Source organism: Streptococcus sp. OMI870 (assembly GCF_047460295.1).
GTDB lineage: Bacteria > Bacillota > Bacilli > Lactobacillales > Streptococcaceae > Streptococcus.
The window spans coordinates 21878-44336 of record NZ_JASHGM010000005.1 but is presented as its reverse complement, the minus strand read 5'-3'; the positions used below and the strand labels follow the sequence as shown (position 1 = coordinate 44336).

Annotated in this window: 21 protein-coding genes; 7 read left to right on the top strand and 14 right to left on the bottom strand. The window is 37.5% G+C overall.

Translation table 11 applies throughout. The annotated features are described in order from the left end of the window. Positions 1–50: 50 nt before the first annotated feature. From mnmG to QM968_RS08550, 4 genes are all read right to left on the bottom strand, one after another. Positions 51–1952 (bottom strand): tRNA uridine-5-carboxymethylaminomethyl(34) synthesis enzyme MnmG, encoded by a 1902-nt coding sequence (mnmG, locus tag QM968_RS08565; RefSeq protein WP_009731909.1) that lies wholly within the window; start codon positions 1950–1952, stop codon positions 51–53. A gap of 8 nt (positions 1953–1960) precedes the next feature. Beyond that, positions 1961–2416, bottom strand: a complete 456-nt coding sequence (locus QM968_RS08560) for an NUDIX hydrolase (protein ID WP_414383514.1) — start codon at positions 2414–2416, stop codon at positions 1961–1963. A gap of 137 nt (positions 2417–2553) precedes the next feature. Then, on the bottom strand, positions 2554–3675 hold the full coding sequence (gene mnmA / locus QM968_RS08555; RefSeq protein WP_414383512.1) for a tRNA 2-thiouridine(34) synthase MnmA: 1122 nt from the start codon (positions 3673–3675) through the stop codon (positions 2554–2556). Positions 3676–3878: 203 nt separating this feature from the next. Then, positions 3879–4421: a LysM peptidoglycan-binding domain-containing protein gene (locus tag QM968_RS08550; RefSeq protein ID WP_414383510.1), complete on the bottom strand. Its 543-nt coding sequence runs from the start codon at positions 4419–4421 to the stop codon at positions 3879–3881. Between the two features lie 227 nt (positions 4422–4648). Here QM968_RS08550 and sdaAB point away from each other — a divergent pair, with 227 nt between their 5' ends. From sdaAB to QM968_RS08535, 3 genes are read left to right on the top strand one after another with little or no spacing between them, the layout of a single operon-like run. Continuing rightward, positions 4649–5320 (top strand): L-serine ammonia-lyase, iron-sulfur-dependent subunit beta, encoded by a 672-nt coding sequence (gene sdaAB / locus QM968_RS08545; protein WP_003002135.1) that lies wholly within the window; start codon positions 4649–4651, stop codon positions 5318–5320. A gap of 9 nt (positions 5321–5329) precedes the next feature. Beyond that, positions 5330–6202 (top strand): L-serine ammonia-lyase, iron-sulfur-dependent, subunit alpha, encoded by an 873-nt coding sequence (sdaAA, locus tag QM968_RS08540; RefSeq protein ID WP_414383508.1) that lies wholly within the window; start codon positions 5330–5332, stop codon positions 6200–6202. A 1-nt stretch (position 6203) separates the two neighbouring features. Beyond that, a complete protein-coding gene (locus tag QM968_RS08535; protein WP_009731914.1) occupies positions 6204–6833 on the top strand; it encodes an HAD hydrolase-like protein in 630 nt (209 codons plus the stop codon). A gap of 27 nt (positions 6834–6860) precedes the next feature. Here the strand turns inward: QM968_RS08535 and QM968_RS08530 are convergent, their stop codons facing one another. The 8 genes from QM968_RS08530 to yfmF all read right to left on the bottom strand — a co-directional run bounded on the left by QM968_RS08530 (position 6861) and on the right by yfmF (position 13649). Then, positions 6861–7514 carry a LysM peptidoglycan-binding domain-containing protein gene (locus tag QM968_RS08530; RefSeq protein ID WP_009731915.1) on the bottom strand — a complete coding sequence of 218 codons (654 nt, stop codon included), beginning with the start codon at positions 7512–7514 and terminating at the stop codon, positions 6861–6863. Between the two features lie 157 nt (positions 7515–7671). Beyond that, positions 7672–8469, bottom strand: a complete 798-nt coding sequence (locus QM968_RS08525) for an energy-coupling factor transporter transmembrane component T family protein (RefSeq protein ID WP_009731916.1) — start codon at positions 8467–8469, stop codon at positions 7672–7674. Further along, entirely contained in the window at positions 8462–9304 is an 843-nt protein-coding gene (locus tag QM968_RS08520; protein WP_414383505.1) for an energy-coupling factor transporter ATPase, read from the bottom strand. The genes QM968_RS08525 and QM968_RS08520 overlap by 8 nt, the downstream gene beginning before the upstream one ends. Beyond that, positions 9289–10113 carry an energy-coupling factor ABC transporter ATP-binding protein gene (locus QM968_RS08515; protein ID WP_009731918.1) on the bottom strand — a complete coding sequence of 275 codons (825 nt, stop codon included), beginning with the start codon at positions 10111–10113 and terminating at the stop codon, positions 9289–9291. The genes QM968_RS08520 and QM968_RS08515 overlap by 16 nt, the downstream gene beginning before the upstream one ends. After that, on the bottom strand, positions 10114–10653 hold the full coding sequence (pgsA, locus tag QM968_RS08510; protein ID WP_009731919.1) for a CDP-diacylglycerol--glycerol-3-phosphate 3-phosphatidyltransferase: 540 nt from the start codon (positions 10651–10653) through the stop codon (positions 10114–10116). 40 nt (positions 10654–10693) lie between these two features. Then, positions 10694–11092 carry a helix-turn-helix domain-containing protein gene (locus QM968_RS08505; RefSeq protein ID WP_009731920.1) on the bottom strand — a complete coding sequence of 133 codons (399 nt, stop codon included), beginning with the start codon at positions 11090–11092 and terminating at the stop codon, positions 10694–10696. 26 nt (positions 11093–11118) lie between these two features. Beyond that, the gene (gene yfmH, locus QM968_RS08500; protein ID WP_009731921.1) at positions 11119–12393 is read right to left on the bottom strand and encodes an EF-P 5-aminopentanol modification-associated protein YfmH; all 1275 of its coding nucleotides are present in this window, start codon (positions 12391–12393) and stop codon (positions 11119–11121) included. Between the two features lie 8 nt (positions 12394–12401). Then, positions 12402–13649 carry an EF-P 5-aminopentanol modification-associated protein YfmF gene (gene yfmF / locus QM968_RS08495; protein ID WP_009731922.1) on the bottom strand — a complete coding sequence of 416 codons (1248 nt, stop codon included), beginning with the start codon at positions 13647–13649 and terminating at the stop codon, positions 12402–12404. 156 nt (positions 13650–13805) lie between these two features. Between yfmF and yaaA the strand changes: the two genes are divergently transcribed. Both yaaA and recF read left to right on the top strand, forming a co-directional pair. After that, positions 13806–14168 (top strand): S4 domain-containing protein YaaA, encoded by a 363-nt coding sequence (gene yaaA, locus QM968_RS08490; protein WP_009731923.1) that lies wholly within the window; start codon positions 13806–13808, stop codon positions 14166–14168. Further along, a complete protein-coding gene (recF, locus tag QM968_RS08485) occupies positions 14168–15262 on the top strand; it encodes a DNA replication/repair protein RecF (protein WP_414383502.1) in 1095 nt (364 codons plus the stop codon). Before yaaA ends, recF begins: the two co-directional genes overlap by 1 nt. Before the next feature lie 45 nt (positions 15263–15307). Here recF and guaB read toward each other — a convergent pair whose 3' ends face one another. Together guaB and trpS are read right to left on the bottom strand one after the other, a co-directional pair. Further along, positions 15308–16789, bottom strand: a complete 1482-nt coding sequence (guaB, locus tag QM968_RS08480; RefSeq protein ID WP_009731925.1) for an IMP dehydrogenase — start codon at positions 16787–16789, stop codon at positions 15308–15310. A gap of 144 nt (positions 16790–16933) precedes the next feature. Next, positions 16934–17962 (bottom strand): tryptophan--tRNA ligase, encoded by a 1029-nt coding sequence (gene trpS, locus QM968_RS08475; RefSeq protein ID WP_414383500.1) that lies wholly within the window; start codon positions 17960–17962, stop codon positions 16934–16936. Positions 17963–18167: 205 nt separating this feature from the next. Here trpS and QM968_RS08470 point away from each other — a divergent pair, with 205 nt between their 5' ends. Continuing rightward, the gene (locus QM968_RS08470) at positions 18168–19790 is read left to right on the top strand and encodes an ATP-binding cassette domain-containing protein (protein ID WP_414383498.1); all 1623 of its coding nucleotides are present in this window, start codon (positions 18168–18170) and stop codon (positions 19788–19790) included. Between the two features lie 52 nt (positions 19791–19842). After that, the gene (locus QM968_RS08465) at positions 19843–22416 is read left to right on the top strand and encodes a YfhO family protein (protein ID WP_414326533.1); all 2574 of its coding nucleotides are present in this window, start codon (positions 19843–19845) and stop codon (positions 22414–22416) included. Positions 22417–22459 lie beyond the last annotated feature (43 nt).

Here is a 22459-nt window from a genome sequence, read left to right as displayed (position 1 = left end):
CTATAAAATTGAGGCTGAAAAACTATTTCAGCCCCATGAGATTAGTAATTTTATTTATTTTTTGAAATGCTCCGACTCTTGCCTTCAAGATATACCATCAAGATAGAAATGTCAGCTGGGTTGACACCTGAAATCCGGCTAGCTTGACCAATCGTTTCTGGATTAATCAACTTGAATTTTTGACGAGCTTCTGTTGCGATGGAGTCAATATCATCCCAGTCAATATTGGCAGGAATTCGTTTTTCTTCCATTCGCTTCATTTTTTCAACCTGATCTAAAGCTTTTGAGATATAACCCTCGTACTTAATTTCAGTTTCGATCAACTCGATAATCTTATCATCTAACTCTTCAGCAGCTGGTCCGATAAAGTTAACAACATCTTGATAAGATACTTCTGGTCTTCTCAAGAATTCTTTGGCTGTGACAGCATCTGTCAATGGTTTAAAGCCTAGCGCTGCAACCTTCTCGTTCGTTTCCTTTACAGGTTTTAACTTAATACTGTCAAGGCGCTTCATTTCATTTTCAAACTGATACTTCTTGGTTTCAAAACGTGCCCAACGTTCGTCATCAACTAGACCAACCTCGCGACCGATTTCTGTCAAGCGCATATCTGCATTATCATGACGAAGAATTAAACGATATTCAGCACGACTTGTTAACAAACGATAGGGCTCAACTGTCCCTTTGGTTACCAAGTCATCAATCATGACTCCAATATAACCATCACTCCGTTTCAAGATGAGCTCTGGTTTTCCTTGAATTTTTAGGGCAGCATTAATCCCTGCCACAATTCCTTGGCCAGCAGCTTCCTCATAGCCAGATGTTCCATTGGTTTGGCCTGCTGTAAAGAGACCTGAAATTTTCTTGGTTTCTAAAGTTGCCCGCAATTGATGTGGAAGAACCATATCATACTCAATCGCATAACCCGTTCGCATCATCTCAGCATTTTCCAATCCCTTAATAGAATGGACAAGATCTCGTTGCACATCCTCTGGTAAACTGGTTGACAAGCCTTGGACATAGACTTCTTCTGTATTGCGTCCTTCTGGTTCAAGGAAAAGCTGATGACGTTCCTTGTCAGCAAAGCGAACAATCTTATCTTCAATAGATGGACAATAACGAGGGCCAACACCCTTTACAACACCTGTAAACATAGGGGCCCGGTGTAAATTGCTGTTGATGATCTCGTGGCTTTGACTATTGGTATAGGTTAACCAACAAGGGATTTGATCCTTTAAATAATCCTCGTCACGCGAATTGTAAGAAAAGTGATTTGGATTCTCATCACCAGGTTGAATTTCCGTTTCTTCATAATTGATTGACGATGCCTTTACACGTGGTGGCGTACCCGTTTTGAACCGTCCAATTTCTAGTCCAAGATTTTTGAGGTTTTCAGCCAAATTAATAGAAGCAAGGCTATGGTTAGGTCCTGACGAATACTTAAGATCCCCAATAATAATTTCCCCTCTGAGAGCTGTTCCTGTCGTCACAATAACAGCCTTGGCCCCATATTCTTGGTGAGTCGCAGTTCGAACACCAATAACCTTCCCGTCTTCTACCAAAATTTCATCAATCATGGTTTGGCGAAGGGTCAAGTTTTCTTGGTTCTCAACTGTCTTACGCATTTCCTTAGAGTAGAGCTCTTTATCTGCTTGAGCACGAAGCGCACGAACAGCTGGTCCCTTTCCTGTATTCAACATCTTCATCTGAATATAGGATTTGTCAATATTCTTGGCCATCTCTCCACCGAGAGCATCTACCTCACGGACAACAATCCCTTTTGCAGAACCACCAATCGAAGGATTACATGGCAAAAACGCCAACATTTCGATATTGATGGTTGCAAGTAAAACTTTACAACCCATTCGGCTCGCAGCAAGGGAGGCTTCTACCCCAGCATGCCCCGCTCCGATTACAATAATATCGTATTCTTCTATAAAATTATAAGTCATTTTTTCTCCTATTCTTCAAGATGGATGTGTCGTAATTGTCCGTCCCAATCTGGTAAGGCAGTTTTCAAAAATGCCGGCTTCAGATTTACAGTATGTAGATCATCTAAAGCAAGCCATCTGCAAGGTAATGACTTCGCATCTTCTTGCATGGTTAACGGTGCTTCTTCCAGCAAGTCCACCAAATAATGAAATTCAATATTATGGTAGTGAATCCCATCTTGTTCAAAGCGATTTTCAACAATGAAAGCTAGCTGACCTGCTCTAGATGCAACGCCAAGTTCTTCTTTTACTTCTCGAACCACAGCATCTTCAGTAGCTTCATCCACTTGAATGGCACCTCCAATCGTATAAAAACCATCCTCATCTTCTACGACTAACAAACGATTATCTTTTACAATCAAAGCAGTGGCTCTCACACCAAAAACCGTCTGATTCAACTTGGTCCGAAAATCCCGTTTTTGCATTTTACTTCCTTTCGAAACGACACAAAAATAGTCAAAACTCTGAGAAGTGCAGGACAAAAAAGCCTGCAACATCCATGAGCTTTGACCATCATTTCTATTGCTTTTATTATTGTAGCAAATTGAGAACATTTGTCAATTTAAATATACTGACAAACTTCTCCATCTCGGTAGGCATTGTCAATCAAACCACCACCGAGGCACTCTTCACCATCGTAAAAAACAACAGCTTGCCCAGGTGTAATGGCCCGTTGAGGTTCTGCAAAAACGACCTCAGCCTGGTCACCCTTGACATGAACCGTCACTTTGGAATCTGGCTGGCGATAGCGGAACTTAGCTGTACACTCCAGTGTAAACTCTTCTGGCATATCTCGTGTAAAGTGAACTTGACTAGCTTGTAAACTTGTTGACATCAGTGCTTCATGATAGAAACCTTGACCGACATACAGAATATTTTGACTCAGATCTTTACCAACTACAAACCATGGGGCATTGTCCCCACCTTGTTGACCACCAATTCCAAGACCACCCCGTTGACCGATTGTGTAATACATCAAACCGGCATGTTCGCCCATATCCCGTCCATCTACAGTCATCATTCGGCCTGGCTGGGCAGGAAGGTAGTTACTGAGAAACTCTTTGAAATTCTTTTCGCCGATAAAGCAGATCCCGGTGGAATCTTTCTTTTTAGCTGTAGCCAATCTAGCCTCTTCTGCTAAACGGCGAACTTCAGGTTTTTCCAAATGTCCCAATGGGAACATGGTTTTTTGAAGTTGTTCTTGTGACAATTGGCTTAAGAAATACGTTTGATCCTTTCCATTGTCAACGCCACGTAGCATATGGACAATACCATCCTCATCACGCGCCACGCGCGCATAGTGCCCTGTTGCTACATAATCTGCACCGAGTGTCATGGCATAACCCAAGAAGGCCTTAAATTTGATTTCCTTATTACACATGACATCCGGATTTGGTGTACGGCCTGCACGGTATTCAGCAAGGAAGTATTCAAAGACACGATCCCAGTATTCTTTCTCAAAGTTGACAGAATAGTAAGGAACGCCAATTTGGTCTGCAACTGCTGCTACATCTTTGTAATCTTCCGTAGCTGTACAGACGCCATTTTCGTCTGTGTCGTCCCAGTTTTTCATGAAGATGCCAATGACATCGTAGCCCTGTTGTTTTAACAACAAAGCCGTTACAGATGAATCGACACCGCCACTCATACCAACAACAACACGTGTTTTCGAGTTATCACTCATAGGTTTCTCCCATCTTTTCGTTTCTCACGATTGAAGGTCGTGGTTTGCTTCAACGATTGAAGGTCGTTTTGAGCATTATCAATTGTAACACGCTTTATAGTAGAAAACAAGCATCATGCCATTCTACTTATTGACTATTGTATCTAGACGTTTACAAGTATGTAAATCAAAAAGAGTCCAATTGCTGAACTCTTTCATCTACTTTAATACCAACCATTGGCCAGCCAGAAGTTTTTAGCTGCCGACCATGAACCATGGCGGTTGACAACATATTGATTGGCTACTTTTTCCTGATTTGCTTCGGATAAATCACCGTTTAAATAAGAAAGGGATAACTGATAACGACCATAATATTGGCCATTTTGCGCTGTGTAACTGCCACTTGATTCTTTCTGGGCAATCCATTCTTTAGCCGCTGCATCTTCGGAACTCAAGCCATCTGAAGCAGATACCGTAGTTGTTGCTTGTGTAGTGTTAGCTTTACTAGTCGCAGCTTGCTCTGTAGTATTAGTTGTTGCCTTCTCATCTTCAATCTCTAAAACCTGACCAACTGTAATGAGATTTACATTGCTAATCTTATTTTTCTTAGCAATCGCATCAACCGTTGTATTCTTCTCTTTAGCAATAGCTGATAAGGTATCACCTGACTTTACAGTATAAGAATCCGCATTTACTGCAATTGGAAAGAAAAGTCCTGCAAGTAATCCGATTCCAACCATCTGTTTCATCATCTGTTTTTTATTCATTGTTTTTACTCCTTAATTGGTATAACTCTATCCTACAAAAGAAATATTTCATATTTATTGAAATCGTGTGTCAATTATTGCAATCAGATGTTAGAAATACTAAAATTTCAGGATAATATAAATGCTTTAAGCACCCTTTAAGATTTCTACCATATTTAGGGAGAAATACAAGAAATCATCAGCCATATCTGATATAATGAAGTAAAGTGATCGCAAAGGAGCAAAGAATGAACTCTTTAAAATTCCAATCAGTTTTTGATATCATTGGACCTGTGATGATAGGCCCATCTAGTAGCCATACTGCAGGTGCTGTTCGAATTGGTAAAATTGTTTCTTCTATATTTGGAGAAGAGCCCAAAGAGGTTGAGTTCCAATTATTTAATTCCTTCGCAAAAACCTATCGTGGTCATGGAACAGATTTAGCCTTAGTCGCGGGCATCTTAGGAATGGACACAGATGATCCTAGAATCCCAGATAGTCTAAAAATTGCACATGAACGAGGCATTCGGATTGTTTGGTCTATTCAAAAAGAGAGCAATGCTCCTCACCCAAATACAACGACCATTACTGTAAAAAATGATCATAAAACGATTTCTGTCACTGGAATCTCAATTGGTGGTGGGAACATACAGGTTACTGAGTTAAATGGCTTTGCCATCTCGCTAAATATGAATACTCCAACCATTATCATTGTGCACCAAGACGTCCCTGGAATGATCGCTCATGTAACAGAAGCCCTTTCTCGCTATGATATTAACATTGCACAAATGAATGTGACGCGGGAAAAAGCTGGAGAAAAAGCCATTATGATTATTGAAGTTGATTCAAGAAGTTGTGAAGCAGCTATCGAAGATATTCGTAAAATTCCTCATCTTCATAATGTCAACTTTTTCAAATAAGGAGTTTGTATGTTTTATTCAATTGTAGACCTCGTAGAACAAGCAAGTACGCAATACGAAGGAAACGTCGCAGAGTTAATGATTGCTACTGAATTCGAGTTAACAGGTCGTGAACGCGAAGAAGTCCTACGATTAATGACCCGTAATTTAGAAGTGATGATTGATTCTGTAAGGTTAGGGTTAAATGAAAATCAGTCTCGTAGTGGATTAACAGGTGGAGACGCTGCAAAATTAGATCGCTATATCAAATCTGGTAAAACCTTATCTGACTTAACCGTCTTGACCGCTGCAAAAAACGCCATTGCTGTCAACGAACACAATGCCAAAATGGGGCTAGTCTGTGCAACACCTACAGCAGGATCTGCAGGATGTCTTCCTGCCGTACTTACTGCAGCAACTCAAAAATTAGGGTTAAACCATCAGCAACAATTAGATTTTCTACTGACAGCTGGAGCATTCGGTTTAGTGATCGCTAACAATGCTTCTATTTCAGGTGCAGAAGGTGGCTGTCAAGCAGAAGTTGGTTCTGCTTCAGCTATGAGTGCTGCTGCACTGACATTAGCTGCTGGCGGAACTCCTTATCAAGCCAGTCAAGCCGTCTGTTTCGTTATCAAAAATATGCTTGGCCTCATCTGTGATCCAGTAGCGGGACTCGTTGAAGTCCCATGTGTCAAACGAAATGCAATGGGAGCCAGCTATGCTTTTGTTGCGGCTGATATGGCCTTAGCAGGGATTGAATCAAAAATTCCTGTCGATGAAGTCATTGATGCCATGTACCAAGTTGGCTCTAGTCTTCCAACTGCCTTTAGAGAAACAGCTGAAGGAGGATTGGCAGCGACTCCTACTGGACGCAACCTACAGAAAGAGATATTTGGAGAATAACATGCAAGCCTTATTTTTTGACTTAGATGGGACATTAGTAGACAGTTCTAAAGGAATTGCAGAAAGTTTTCAACACACATTTGACACCTTAAAGGTTTCCCAACCTGATCTTGAAACTATCCGAAGTTTTATGGGACCACCTTTAATTTCTAGTTTTGAGGCTACTCTTCCTGAAACCTTAGTAGATCAAGCAGTCACCATCTATCGCCAGTATTATCATGAAAAGGGCCAATACAAAACAACCCTCTTTCCTCAGATAGTAGATGCCTTAGAATCTCTAAAAAATAACGGTTTTGAGCTCTATGTAACTACTTCAAAATATGAACCCGTAGCTTTACAAATGTGTCAAGATCTAGGAATAGCTGACTACTTTAATGGAATTTATGGTTCAAGTCCTGTGTGCGTCCATAAAGCCGATGTTATTCAACACACCTTGTCAATCAATAACATTCCAAAAGAGGAAGCTCTGATTATTGGAGATACGAAATTTGACCTTATTGGAGGTCAAACAGTTGGAATTAAAACCATGGCAGTCACTTGGGGTTTTGGAAATCTTGAAGAATTACTCCTTTACTCACCGGATTATATTTGTCAATCTCCACTTGATATCCTCTCAACATTTAAAAAATAGGTTTACAAATTTGTAAACCTATTTTTTTTAATAACCCCAAGCTGATAAACCTTGTGAGCTATATGCATTGTATGCTGCCTGGATTTGATCATCAACTGTTGCAGTTGAACCCCAACCTGGCATTGTTTGGAATAAACCACTTGCACCAGAAGCATTTGCTGCATTCACTTGTCCATTCGATTCACGGGCAATGATTGCTTCCCAAGTAGAAGCGGGTACGCCAGTCATTTCAGCCATACGAGCAGCTGCATAAGAGCCTTGCTCACCAGCAGTATTCCCATTTGCTAAAACAATTCCACCACTTGTTGGTTGCGTAGAAGTGACTGTAGCATTCGCAGCATAAGTTGTTTGTTTTTGAGCAGTTTGTGCGGTTGCTTCAGTTACAGGAGTTGCACTTTCAGCAGGTTTTGCTTGCTCTTGTGGAGCAATTTTATCAAGCATTGATTTAGAACGCTCCCCCAACTCAATAATTTGACCTGCATAAATTAAATCTTCATTGGTCAAATTGTTAGATGCAATAATATTTTCTACTGAAGTGTTATTTTCAAGTGCAATTTTTGATAGAGTATCTCCAGACTTCACTTCGTAAGTTTCAGCATTCACTGTAGCAATACCAGAAATGAAAAGCGATGCTGCTGAAAGCAAGGAAGTGACTGTCCATTGGAACTTTTTACTGTTCATGAATTTTATTCTCCTTTCGAACATAATTCTATCATACACACAAAATGTTACAGTTTCTTGTAGAATGTATTACAAATATTACAAGAATATGTGAATTTAATGTAAAAAGCGCTTTGTGTAGCGCTTTTTCCTTATTTTTGAACCGGTAGGAGCTTTTCTATCCATTTTTTAGATAAAAAACGAATAACATTAAACACAGAATAACGAGCAATGCTAGGGTATCTTTCACTCCCCACTGAAGTATCCGATAGCGTGTTCGTCCCTCCCCACCTTTGTAACCTCTCGCTTCCATCGCAATTGCTAATGCATCTGCTCGTTTAAAACTAGAAGCAAATAGAGGAATGAGAATAGGAATAAAGGAACGGATCCTTTTTAATAGATTTCCTTCACCAAAATCAACACCACGCGCCCTTTGAGCATTCATAATTCGATTCGTATCATCTACTAAGGTTGGAACAAAGCGCAAACTCATAGATAGCATTAACCCAATCTCATGAGCCGGAACCTTAATAATTTTTAGTGGTGTGAGGATCTTTTCAACAGCATCTGCTAAACTTAATGGTGTCGTTGTCACGGTTAGAATCGTCGAATAAAAAATAATTAAGATAAATCTACAAAATATGATTGCAGCTTGTGCCAATCCTTGATCTGTTAATTTAAAAAACCACCATTGATATAACAATGTTCCTTGAGAGGTAGCAAATAATTGGAAAACAGTTGTAAACGCAATGATAAAAATCATTGATTTTAGGCCTTTGACATAAAAACCGATAGAAATCCTTGTTAGATACATTAAAACAAAGATAAAACAAAAGAGAAGAATATTGGTCTGCAGGTTATTAGCCCAAAAAAGAAGAAAAATGAACAAAAACATCGAGAGCAATTTTCCACGAGGATCCAGTTGATGGATGATAGAATTTCCAGGGATATACCTTCCTAAAATCATATTATTCATGAAGTAACATCTCCTTTAATTCCTCAATTTTGATTGGTAACCTCTCTAGATCCATTCCTCTTTGTTTCAATTGAAGAGCAAAATTCGTGACTTGTGGAACTCCTAATTGAAGTTTGTGTAAATAGTCTACCTGTTGAAACACTTCCCTTGGGGATCCGTTTAGGACAAGTTTTCCCGCTTCCAAAGCAAATACAGTATCAGCAAAGTTTGCTACATCATCCATCATATGAGTCACCAAAACAAGAGTCATCCCATTTTTATGCAACGTCTCAAACAGCGCCATCAATTCCTTTCTTCCAGCAGGATCTAGCCCTGCTGTCGGCTCGTCCAATACTAAAATCTCTGGTTCGATAGCTAAAATACCCGCGATTGCAACCCGTCTCATCTGTCCACCTGATAGTTCAAATGGACTTTTATCATAGATAGACTCTTCTAAACCAACGATCGCTAATTTTTCTTTGGCTATTTCCTCCGCTTTTTCCTTAGGTACCCCAAAATTTTGTGGTCCAAATGCTACATCAGCTAGAACGGTTTCCGCAAATAGCTGACTTTCTGGAAATTGAAAAACCAAACCGACTTTTTTTCTCAGGTACTTCATTTCTTTTGGCTCAGAATGATTATCTAAAACAAAATCTTCAAATTGAATCGTTCCTTTAGTCGGACGAAGTAAACCATTTAGTAACTGTAACAAAGTGGACTTTCCACTACCAGTATGCCCAATGATGGCAGTATAAGAGCCGTCCTGTATTTCCAAAGATATATCAGAAAGCGCTTGTCCTTCAAAGGGACTTCCCTTTTGATAAGTATAATAGACGTTCTTTAAAGAAATTCCCATAGTTGGTCTAATAACTCACTTTCTGTTAAATAATCCTGTTTTAGCGGAAAATGCGAGCTGAGAGATTCTTGGACTTGCTTACTAAACGGCTTATCTAGTCCAATCTCATGCAAATCATTTCTTGAGAACAATTCCCTCGGCGACATGGAAGACTCTAATTTTCCTTTTTGAAACACTAGGGTTCGGTCACTTAGGGCGATTTCAGTTAAATCATGAGTAATGGAGATAATCGTTAATTGAAACTTTTTCTGGAGTTCTCTCATTACTGCCATTAGATCCTCTCGGCCTTCTGGATCTAACATACTAGTTGCTTCATCAAGGATAATAATATTTGGTCGCAAGGCAATAATACCCGCTATGGCTACTCGTTGTTTTTGACCACCCGACAATCGAGAGGGTTCCCTATCTTTAAACTCTAGCATGCCAACTTGGTCAATAGCCTTCTCTACACGTTGAATCATTTCTTCCCGTGGAATTCCTTGGTTTTCCAAGCCAAAGGCGACATCATCTTCCACTGTTGCACCGACAAATTGATTGTCCGGATTTTGAAATACAATCCCAATTTTACTGCGGATTTCCCATATCGTTTCACGAGTCAACTGTTGCCCATCAATATAAATCTCACCAGACTCAGGTTCTAAGAGACCATCCATCAAGCGTACAACGGTAGATTTCCCACTACCATTGTGCCCAACAATTGAAAGCCACTCCCCTTGTTTCACGTGAAACGAAACAGTATCAATTTGATACTCTTCTACTGTTTTATCGTATCGAAACGATACATTTTTTAGATTTATAATATGTTTCATTTACTTAAATGTGTCTTTAAAGAGATAGCTACTTCCCTTAAAGTAGTCATAACCAGAATAAATTGTAAAAATCAGTGCGATATAAAGTAATACTTGTCCTGGAAGGGTTAAGTGACAAAGCAAAAAGATAATGGCAAACATTTGGCTAAAGGTCTTAATTTTACCTGGCATAGCTGCGGCAAGCACTGTACCGCCTGTCTCAACAAGCAGAAGACGCAAACCAGTAACAGCTAACTCACGACAAATAATAACAGCTGCAATCCAAGCAGGAACCATTTTTAATTCGATCATCATGATGAAGGCTGACATAACCAATAATTTATCTGCCATTGGATCGGCAAATTTCCCAAAATTACTAACCACATTCCATTTTCGTGCAAGGAAGCCATCTAAATAATCTGTAATACTTGCAATTGCAAAAATAACTGCTGCTACAATATGGCCAAGATAAGAATGGCTTAGACTTAAAATGGCAATAAAAATAGGAATCATCACAACTCGAATTAATGTCAACGCATTAGGAATATTTTCTTTTTTCATACTTCCTCCAAAAAATAAACTATCTTTACAGCTGTTTTACTCACGCTGTAAACTTATAAAAATATACGATATAAATCACAAATCCAAGAATAGCAAAGCTAACTAGTAGATAATACAAGATCGGTAACCAGCTTGTTTTCTGCCTTAATTTTCTTGAATGAAGCTCTTCATCATCTACTAAGATTTCCTCATCAAATAACAACTCTTTTCCTTCACGAAAAGCTGTCAATAAAATGGATTCATCTAATCCCAAAGCCCACGATAGCTTCTTTAAATAGATTTGGGCGTAAAAGGGACTCGGTAGTAAATCAAACTCATCGTTTTCCAACGCTTCTATATAAGGAGCTTCTATAGCTGTCTTTTTTGACACATCCTGTAAACTTAAATGTAAATTAACTCTTGACAATCTCAACACTTGACCAATCGTTCTCTTCTTCATATTTTCCCTTCTTGACACATTGTTTACTACTTCTGAAAAATCATATAGTCAACCATCTCAGACTGATCAATGAATTGATGTCCTAATTTGATAATATCTTGTAAACTAATACCCTGTAAAATCTTTGGAAGATCATAGGAAGTGCTACCATCTGAAAAATATTCAAACTGAGTCGCACTATACTCAAGCGAATTTAAACCCTGTAAAAAATCACCAAACATTTCGCTTTTAATCGTATCTAAATGTTCCTGATTCACATCTGGATCCTTATCAAATTGTTTGATGGCTGACCTAAATTGATGAGATAGAGAAACTGGTTCTTGGGTATCCATTGTCAAAATAACAAAATGAAAGACTTCCTCAACCTCTACTTCTAGTGTCAAGGAGTTGTCAATTTTACCAGCTTCATATAAACTTTGAAAACGTTGTGAAGTCCACCCAAACATCATCGAAAATAATAATTTCAGCATTAATTTATAACGAAATTTTTCCTCTTCCTTGATGACATCATTCCCTCGAATTCCAATTGCCAACTTAGGACTGGCAACGTCCATTCTACAGGATTGATTCAATTTTACTTCGTTTTTTTCTACAGGAAATCGTTCTACCTGGATTGAAGGCTGAAGGGGAAGTTGATCATATTCGTTTACAACTTGTAATACTGCATCAAGATCAAAGTTTCCAATCACTAATAGATGCATCTGAGTTGGATGATAGAATAAATCAAAGTTCTCACGGAGATTGTCTATTGTAATGTCAGAAATTGACTCTCTTGTTCCAGCAATATCATCTGCTAACGGTGTTCCAGGATATAGGTTTTCTAAGGCACCAAAAAATAATCGATAATCTGGACTATCTTGATACATTCCTATCTCTTGTTGAATAATCTCTCTTTCCTTAGCAACTGATTTTTCTGTAAAAGAAGCTTTTGAGACCATCTCCAATAACAACTTGATATTTTCAGAGACCCTTGAGGTTGTTGAGAAAAGATAGCTGGTTTTTGTAAAACTTGTAAAGGCATTACTTTCCGATCCTAATTGAACGAATTTTTTTAGAAAATCTTGACCTTTCTCATCTTCAAACACTTTATGTTCCAAAAAGTGAGCAATTCCTGCAGGATATTGTTTTTCTTCACCATTAACTAAAATTCGTGTATCCACCGAACCAAACTTGGTTGTAAGCATCCCATAGGTTTCATAATAATCTTCTTTTGGAATTAAATGAATGGTCAAGCCGTTTGACAAACGTGTAAAGTAAACCTGCTCACCTACGGCTTCATAATATTTTTCTTTAATTTTCAATCTTTACACTACTTTCCTTCCATAAAATAAACCGACTGCAAATTAATTGTTTTTGCCGTTTCGATAATTTCTTCTTTACTAACCTTATTGATAGCTTCTAACCATTCCTCTAAAGAAAGAACCTTTGTTCCTAGGATCGTTTTCAGGTATTCTCTTTCGATTAATGTGTTTTGTCGATCCTGGGCTAATAAAGTCGTATTCACCAACATGTCTTTTGTCAATTGAAGTTCAGATTCTGTAAACTTTCCTCGTTTTAAATCATTCAACTGCCTCATAATCATGGTCATTACCTTGGTGCGATGTTCTTTATCAATACCAGCAAAAATTCTCATAAAGCCTGTAAAAATATCGAAATGGCTAGAGATGGTATAAGCAAGACCTTCTTTTTCACGAACTATTTGAAAAAGTCTCGAGTGCGAGAAAGCTCCCAACATCCCATTTAACACAACTAAGGGAATATGAAGAGGATCTCCATACTGGGTAGAAAAATGGTAGCCTAATTCTAAAATAGATTGTTGATTTTGCTTTTGCTCTAATTTCTCGCGAACTACATTTGAAAAAGTTTGTTGATAGTTGATAGACAAGTTGTTATCACGTGGTTTGAATTCAAACTGGTTTACTCGATCCACAATAGCAACTTCATTAAAATCACCTACGAAAAAGAAGTCAATATTATCGAAATGAAGCATCTGATGAAACTGTGAGAGAGTGGTTTGAGCGGTCTCTTGTCTTACTAAATCAACTTTTCCCAATCTTGACATTCTGATAGTTTCATCTTCGAAAAATAGTTGATTCAATTGTCCATGCGCATAATAATAAGGCTCTTCAATCTCAGATTCCAAGTCTGAAATCGTATTTTTCTTTTCAACTTCAAAAGTCTCAAAATCAAAGTGATCATCTACTACTAAAGGTGAAAAGAAGACAGTTTCTAGAATATCCAAAATCTCATCTGTCAGTACATTTTTCTTACTCAAAAAATCATCGCGTACAAAGGAAATATTCAAATCGACATAGTGAACGGGCCCTCTTTTAGAAATTGAAGTAGACAATTCTACTCCGTACAGACTCGCTAATTTTTCACGGAATAATTGTGAGGTTGGATATTTTTGGTTTGCAGTTTCCATCATACAAGCTACTAAAACACGTGCAGCCACTGTATTTTCATTCAATAGCGCTGTAAACCGGACCTTAATTTTATTTGTTTTAAATTTTTTCGACTGAAGAAAGTGAAGATTCACACCCTTAACTAATTCCATTTTCATCCTCGTTCTAATCAATAGTAACTTTCATTATAACACGAAATCACGCTAAAATCCTAATTCAAACTGAGAAAAAAGGTTCTCACTTCACTCAAGATTCTCTACCCTAGAAAAACTAAAAATATGGTATAATAACACGCAAAGAGGTGAACTATGAATTACAAATTATTTGATGACTTTATTACATTACAAGCAATCTTAAAAGAACTCGGTATTATACAGAGTGGTGGTGCAATCAAAGCCTTTCTTCAAGAAAAAGAAGTCTTTGTTAATGGTGAATTAGAACAACGGAGAGGCCGTAAACTTCGTGTCAATGATAAAATTGACATCCCTGAACTGAACATTATTATCACCATTCTCCAACCTTCTCCAGCAGAAATAGAAGAGCATCTTAAAGAGAAGGAAGAAAAGGAACGTGTGGCTAAACTTGTCAAGCAACTCAATCAACAACAAAAAAAACAACCGACAAAGACTAACAAAAAAGAAAAAGCAATTCGCTTTCCTGGTATCTCGTAATGTGGTTAAAACAGTTATCCATTCAACATTTTCGTAATTACCAAGAACTTGAAGTTGAATTTCATCCTGGCTTGAATATTTTCTTAGGACAAAATGCTCAAGGAAAAACCAATATTCTCGAATCGATTTATTTTCTGGCCTTAACCAGAAGCCATCGAACACGAAATGATAAAGATCTCGTCTACTTCGAATCCACAGATTTTAAAGTTTCTGGTCTATTACAAAGAGAAACTGGACCGCTTCCATTAGAAATTTCCTTAACACCAAAAGGTCGGATGACTAAAGTCAACCATCTAAAACAAGCTAAATTATCAAACTATATTGGTCATATGAATGTCGTCCTTTTTGCACCGGAAGATTTACAGTTAATCAAAGGGGCTCCAGCAGGACGTCGAAAATTTATTGACATTGAATTGGGACAGATGAAACCTATTTATCTATCCGATTTATCTCAATACAACCATGTTCTGAAACAAAGAAATAGCTATCTAAAAAATTCCGAAAAAATTGATGAAATATTTTTGGACGTATTAGATTCACAACTCGCTAGTTTTGGAAGTCGCGTCATCCACCATCGACTGGATTTTATACAAAAATTACAAGCTAAATCCAAAGAAAAACACGCTCTACTTTCTAACAACAAGGAAGACCTGACAATTCAATATCAGTCAACTGTTTTTTCAGAAGAAATAGATGATTTAGAAGAGCAATTTTTCCGTATGTTGAAAAAAAATCGCCAAAAGGACCTTTTTAGAAAAACAACAAGCATTGGACCCCACAGAGATGATTTGGCATTCTTTATTAATGAAATGAATGCAAATTTTGGTAGTCAAGGCCAGCATCGGAGTGTTGTTCTTTCTTTAAAATTAGCAGAAATCGAATTAATGGAAGAAATCACTAGAGAAAAGCCAATTTTACTACTTGACGATGTTATGAGTGAGCTTGACAATTATCGTCAACTTCAACTTCTTGAAACTATCTCCAATAGTATTCAGACATTTATTACAACGACAACTCTTGATCATTTAAAAGAGCTACCCGAAGAATTAAAAATTTTCACCATTCAATCTGGACATATCAAAACAACACCTTGACAATATTGTCAAGGTGTTGTTAATTATATTTACATTTTTGTAAACTTATTGTGCTGAGTAGTTAGGTGCCTCATTTGTGATTTGTACATCATGAGGGTGACTTTCTTTCAATCCTGCGCCACTCATTTCAACAAATTGAGCATGATCGTGTAAATCCTGAATAGTTGCTGCACCAACATATCCCATACCTGAACGGATACCACCGATCATTTGGAAGACCATATCTGCTACGGAACCTTTATAAGCAACACGTCCTTCAATTCCTTCAGGGACCAATTTATTGGCTTCATTGACAGATCCTTGGAAATAACGGTCACTCGAACCTTTCTTCATTGCTGCAATAGAACCCATACCTCGATAGGTTTTAAATTTACGACCTTGGAAGATTTCTGTTTCACCTGGTGCTTCATCTGTGCCTGCAAGCATTGATCCAAGCATGACCGCATTACCACCAGCTGCAAGAGCTTTGACGATATCTCCTGAATACTTAATACCACCATCAGCAATGATAGTTTTACCATATTCACGAGCTACGGCAGCTGCATCATAAATTGCAGTCACTTGAGGAACACCAACCCCTGCTACAACACGAGTTGTACAGATAGAACCTGGTCCAATTCCGACTTTAACAACGTCTACCCCTGCATCAAATAACGCACGAGCGCCTTCAGCTGTTGCAATATTTCCAGCGATCAAGGTACGATTTGGGAAATGAGCACGAATTTCTGCAATTTTACGAAGAACCCCAGCAGAATGTCCATGGGCAGTATCGATAACAATTGCATCTGCACCTGCTTCAAAAAGGGCTTCTGCACGTTCAAAGGTATCTGAAGTAACCCCTACGGCACCAGCTACAAGCAAACGACCAAATTCATCCTTAGCTGCATTTGGGAACTCAATAACTTTTTCAATATCTTTGATCGTAATCAAACCAGAAAGACGACCATTTTCATCTACTAATGGTAATTTTTCAATGCGGTGTTCTTGTAGAATACGCTCAGCTGTTTCCAAATCAGTACCAACTGGTGCAGTCACCAAATTTTCACTTGTCATGTGATTTGAAATAGGTTGATTGTAATCAGAAATAAAACGCAAGTCGCGATTCGTAAGAATACCAACTAATTTACGATTTTCAAGTGTTTCAACGACTGGAACACCACTGATTCGGTATCGTCCCATAAGCTCATTTGCTTCTGAAATTGTATGAGACGGGGTCAAATAGAAAGGATCAATAATAACACCATTTTCAGAACGTTTTACCTTCCGTACTTCATCTGCCTGTTGCTCAATTGACATGTTTTTATGGATCACACCAAGTCCACCAGCACGTGCCATAGCAATTGCCATTTGACTTTCCGTCACTGTATCCATAGCAGCAGTAATGATTGGGATGTTCAAGCGTAAATTACTTGCTAATTGTGTACTTAAATCTGCATCATTAGGCAATACGTGACTTTCTGCTGGAATCAAAAGCACGTCATCGAATGTGAAACCTTTTTTTAAAAACTTTGTGTCCCAATTAGACATTAGCTGGATCCTCTTTTCTTTTTTTTGAGCAAGGCTCGAATTTTTATTGTTAATATCATACCATTCTATCGCAATTTGTCAATCATTTATTGGCAAATTACAAAGGAACCGGCTAGAATATAACTCTATAACATTTTAGAGTAACTATTTTTTGAAATACGTAATACCCATGGCAGATTTTACTTCATCTAACGTTTGAGCTGCTACATTTCGAGCGCGCTCACTTCCTTTTTCAAGAATAGAGTATACTTCCCCCATATCCTTTGCAAACTCAAGGCGTCTTTCACGAATCGGTCTTAATTCACGATCTAAAATTTCTAAAAGATACCGTTTAGTTTTTACATCACCAAGTCCACCACGTTGATAGTGTTCTTTCATTTCTGCAATTTCATCTGCATCTTCTGGTCGACCAAATACATCCAAGTAATGAAACACCATATTACCTTCTATTTTTCCTGGATCTTCTACTTTAATATGATCAGGATCGGTATACATACTCATCACTTTTTTCTTTAAAGTATCCGCATCATCAGCTAGGTAGATTCCATTATTCAAGGATTTAGACATTTTAGCATTTCCATCTAAACCAGGTAAGCGTCCTGCTGCTTCATTTTCGGGATAAATTCCTTCAGGTTCCACCAAAGTATCTGTATTGTATGCATGGTTAAAGGAACGAACAATCTCACGAGTTTGTTCGATCATTGGCTTTTGGTCATTTCCTACTGGAACAAAATTCGCTTTAAATGCTGTAATATCAGCTGCTTGCGAAATAGGATATACCAAAAATCCTGTAGGAATACTCTCACCAAAACCTTTTTGAGAAATCTCGGTTTTTACAGTTGGATTTCTTTCAAGTCGCGCCAAAGATACCAAATTCATATAATACATGGTCAATTCTGCTAATTCAGGAATCTGACTTTGAATAAAAATCGTTACTTTTTCAGGATTTAGGCCAGCAGCTAGATAATCTAAAGCAACATTGCCAATAGACTCTACTATAGTTTTTGGATCTTTTGCATGATCTGTCAAAGCCTGCTGGTCTGCTAGAAAAACAAACATATTATATTCATCTTTATTTTGTAGTAAAACGCGATTTTTTAAAGAACCAACATAGTGGCCAATATGAAGTTTTCCTGTTGGTCTATCTCCTGTCAAAATGATGGGTTTTGTCATACTCTTCTCCTTAATCGTTATCCTTATCATTATAGCACTTTCTAGTTGAAAATGTTAGTCTCTCCTCTATGTTTGTGACAAAACAACACTTTACTATCTTGTCAACTAAATTTACAAAGTTGTAAAAATAAATTGACAGTAAAAAAGTTGAATTTTCCTCTTTTTTCTAGTAAAATGAAGACATTATAGAAAGAGGAGAAAATCATTGCTTACAGTATCAGACGTCTCACTACGTTTTAGTGATCGAAAATTGTTTGACGATGTCAATATCAACTTTACAGAGGGAAATACATACGGTCTCATTGGGGCCAATGGTGCCGGAAAATCAACCTTTTTAAAAATTTTAGCTGGAGATATCGAACCAACCACTGGTCATATTTCTCTTGGTCCAGATGAACGTTTGTCCGTTTTGCGTCAAAATCACTTTGACTATGAAGACGAACGGGTCATCGATGTTGTCATTATGGGAAATGAAAAGCTCTACAACATTATGAAAGAGAAAGATGCTATCTACATGAAAGAAGATTTTTCTGATGAAGACGGCGTCCGTGCAGCTGAACTTGAAGGTGAATTCGCAGAACTTGGTGGATGGGAAGCGGAAAGCGAAGCTTCTCAATTGCTACAAAATCTAAATATTTCTGAAGATCTTCACTATCAGACTATGAGTGAGTTAGCAAATGGTGAAAAAGTGAAAGTTCTCTTAGCTAAAGCCCTCTTTGGTAAACCAGATGTCCTTCTTTTGGACGAGCCGACCAACGGTCTGGATATTCAGTCTATTACATGGTTAGAAGATTTTCTGATTGATTTTGAAAATACTGTTATCGTTGTTTCCCATGACCGTCACTTTTTGAATAAAGTCTGTACCCATATGGCGGATCTAGACTTTGGAAAAATTAAACTATACGTCGGAAACTATGATTTCTGGAAGGAATCTTCTGAACTGGCTGCTAAATTACAAGCAGATAGAAATGCAAAAGCCGAAGAAAAAATTAAACAATTGCAAGAGTTTGTCGCACGATTCTCGGCCAACGCTTCAAAATCAAAACAAGCAACATCGCGTAAAAAAATGCTTGACAAGATCGAACTAGAAGAGATTGTACCATCTAGTCGAAAATACCCATTTATTAACTTTAAAGCGGAACGAGAAATCGGAAATGATCTCTTGACAGTTGAAAATCTCTCTGTCAAGATCGATGGAGAAACCATCCTTGACAATATCAGCTTTATCTTACGTCCTGGTGATAAGACTGCTCTAATCGGACAAAACGATATTCAAACAACTGCATTAATCCGTGCATTGATGGATGATATTGAATACGAGGGAACTGTCAAGTGGGGAGTCACTACTAGTCGATCTTATCTACCGAAAGATAATAGTCGAGACTTTGCGGGTGGAGAAAGCATTCTCGATTGGCTTCGTCAATTTGCAAGTAAAGAAGAAGATGACAACACGTTCCTTCGTGGTTTCCTAGGACGCATGCTATTTTCTGGTGACGAAGTTAACAAGTCTGTCAACGTCTTGTCAGGAGGAGAAAAGGTTCGTGTCATGTTGTCAAAATTGATGCTCCTTAAATCAAACGTTCTAGTTTTAGATGATCCTACCAATCACTTAGATTTGGAGTCTATCTCAAGTTTGAATGATGGATTAAAGAATTTTAAAGAATCCATTATCTTTGCCAGCCACGACCATGAATTCATTCAGACACTTGCCAATCACATTATCGTTCTCTCAAAAAATGGTGTGATTGACCGCATTGATGAAACCTATGATGAGTTTCTTGAAAATGAAGAAGTTCAAGCAAAAGTGAAAGAACTTTGGAGTCAATAATAAAAATAAAGAGCCCTGAAATAATAATTTCAGGCTCTTTCAGTAGAAATATATGAATAAAACAAAGCTAAAAACATCCCTTTTTATAGTATCTTCTTTCCTGATTCCAGCTATTATTATGTTCTTTATTTACCTCTCACAAGGAATCTACTGGAACAGTGATACATCCCCATTATTAGGAGATGGGTATCATCAGTATGTCATTTTTGATACCACACTTCGAAATATTTTACATGGGACAGATAGCCTATTTTTCAGTTTTCAAAGTGGATTAGGCATTAATTTCTATGCACTCAGTAGCTATTATCTAGGAAGTTTCTTTTCTCCTCTTGTATACTTCTTTGATGCGCAATCCATGCCAGATGCTGTTTATCTCGTCACACTTCTGAAATTTGGAGCAATTGGGTTAAGCACCTATGTTAGTCTACATGGAATGTTTTCTAAAATCCCTAGATTCCTGGTTCTTACCCTTTCAACATCATTTGCTTTGATGAGCTTTGCTATCAGTCAGCTTGAAATAAAAACCTGGTTAGATGTTTTTATCCTAGCACCATTAATTCTTTATGGATTCAAAAAACTAATTTATAGCGAAGGAGAGATTCTCTACTTTGTTAGTTTGACTATTTTGTTTATCCAAAATTATTATTTTGGATTCATGATGTCTATTTTTCTTATTTTATGGTACTTGACACAATTGTCATGGCATATCAAAAAAATTGGGAAACGTTTCTTTCACTTTGTGATGGTATCCCTTTTATCGGTTATCACAAGTCTAGTAATGTTATATCCTACCTTCTTAGATTTACGAACTCATGGAGAAAATTTTTCAAAGGTTGACACTATCTTTACAGAAAAAAGCTGGTATCTCGACGTCTTTGCTAAAAATTTTATTGGCAGCTTTGACACTACCAAATATGGATCAATCCCAATGATCTATGTGGGACTATTCCCGCTTTTACTAGCGATTACCTTTTTCTTTGTAAAGTCGATCAAGTTTCACGTGAAACTTTCTTACTTTATACTCTTGACCATTCTTATTTTGAGTTTTCGTTTTCAATTATTAGATCTCCTTTGGCAAGGTATGCACGCGCCAAATATGTTTCTTCATCGATACTCCTGGATCTTTTCTTTAACGATTATTCTGATGGCAGGAGAAGTTTTAAATCGAATAGAAGAGCTTACCTGGATTCGGTTTAGTCTCGCTAGTTTTGTCCTCTTCCTAGGATTTGGAGCAACTGTCCTTTACAGAAATCACTATAAATTTTTGGATGCTGTCAATTTCATTGTTACTTTTGAATTTTTAGTCGCCTTCTATTTAGTCTGTTTAGGATTCATTCTTAAAAAAATACCACCAAGACTTTTCTATCTTTCGATTCTTTTTTTCTCCATCTTTGAATTATCGGTAAATAGCTATTATCAAATGAAAGGTATTGCAAACGAATGGGTATTTGCTTCTCGATCATCCTACGATCGCGACTTAAAATCTATTCAAACCTTGGTAAGTGGGAACACAGACTCAAACTATCGGACTGAGATTCTACATCCCCAAACTGGTAATGATAGTATGAAGTATGGTTATAATGGTATCTCTCAATTTTCATCTGTACGAAATACGGATACTAGCTCAACATTGGACAAGCTTGGATTTAAATCTGAAGGAACCAACCTCAACCTTCGATACCAAAACAATTCCATTTTAATGGATAGTCTATTTGGTGTTCGCTATAACTTAAGCCAACAACCTGTTCAAAAATTTGGATTTAAAGAGATTGCAACGAAAAATGGAATCTCACTTTCAGAAAATGAATATGCCTTACCAATCGCATTTTTGACAGCTAAGCCTTATCAACATACTTCCTTTACAAATTTAACACTTGATAACCAAACACGATTCATCCACCAAATCACAGATGAAAAATATAAATTTTATAAGAAATTAAATATTCTCTCGCATACTTCACAAAATACTACATCTTCGTTGCAAACTGCAAAAATTGAAGAAGATAGTCATCTATCTTACGCAAGTATTCAATATGAAGTAACGGTTCCTGCCCATAGTCAACTGTATGTCAATGTTCCAAATTTACATTTTTCAAATGATGATCGAAAAGATATTGAAATCAGCTACAATGGACAGACCCAACGCTATACCATTGATAATGCCTTTCCATTCTTTTCTATTGGCCATTTTGACACAGAGGAAACGGTTACTATTCGTATAAGTTTTCCAGAAAATTCGACGGTTTCCTTTGATACACCAGAATTTTTTGCTCTAAATCTCGACCAATATACACAAGCTATCACCACCATTCGTCAGCAAGAAGTTGCTATTCACAAAAAGAAGAATAAAGTGGTAGCAGCTTATAACGCAAATAGAGATACTACCCTTATTTTTACATTGCCTTATGATAAAGGTTGGTCAGCTAAACAAAATGGAAAACCTATCAAAATTCAACGTATCCAGAAAGGATTGATGGGAGTTCGTGTTCCGAAAGGATCAGGAACAGTTACTTTAACATTTGTTCCTCAAGGCTTCATAGAGGGACTCATTGCCTTTTTCGTTGGAATTATTCTCTTTTTCCTCTATGAATGGAGACAAATAAAAAAGCGAAAAACTGAGAAGTAGAAACATGATTCACTGATAAACAAAAAGCTAGGATAATTGCTAT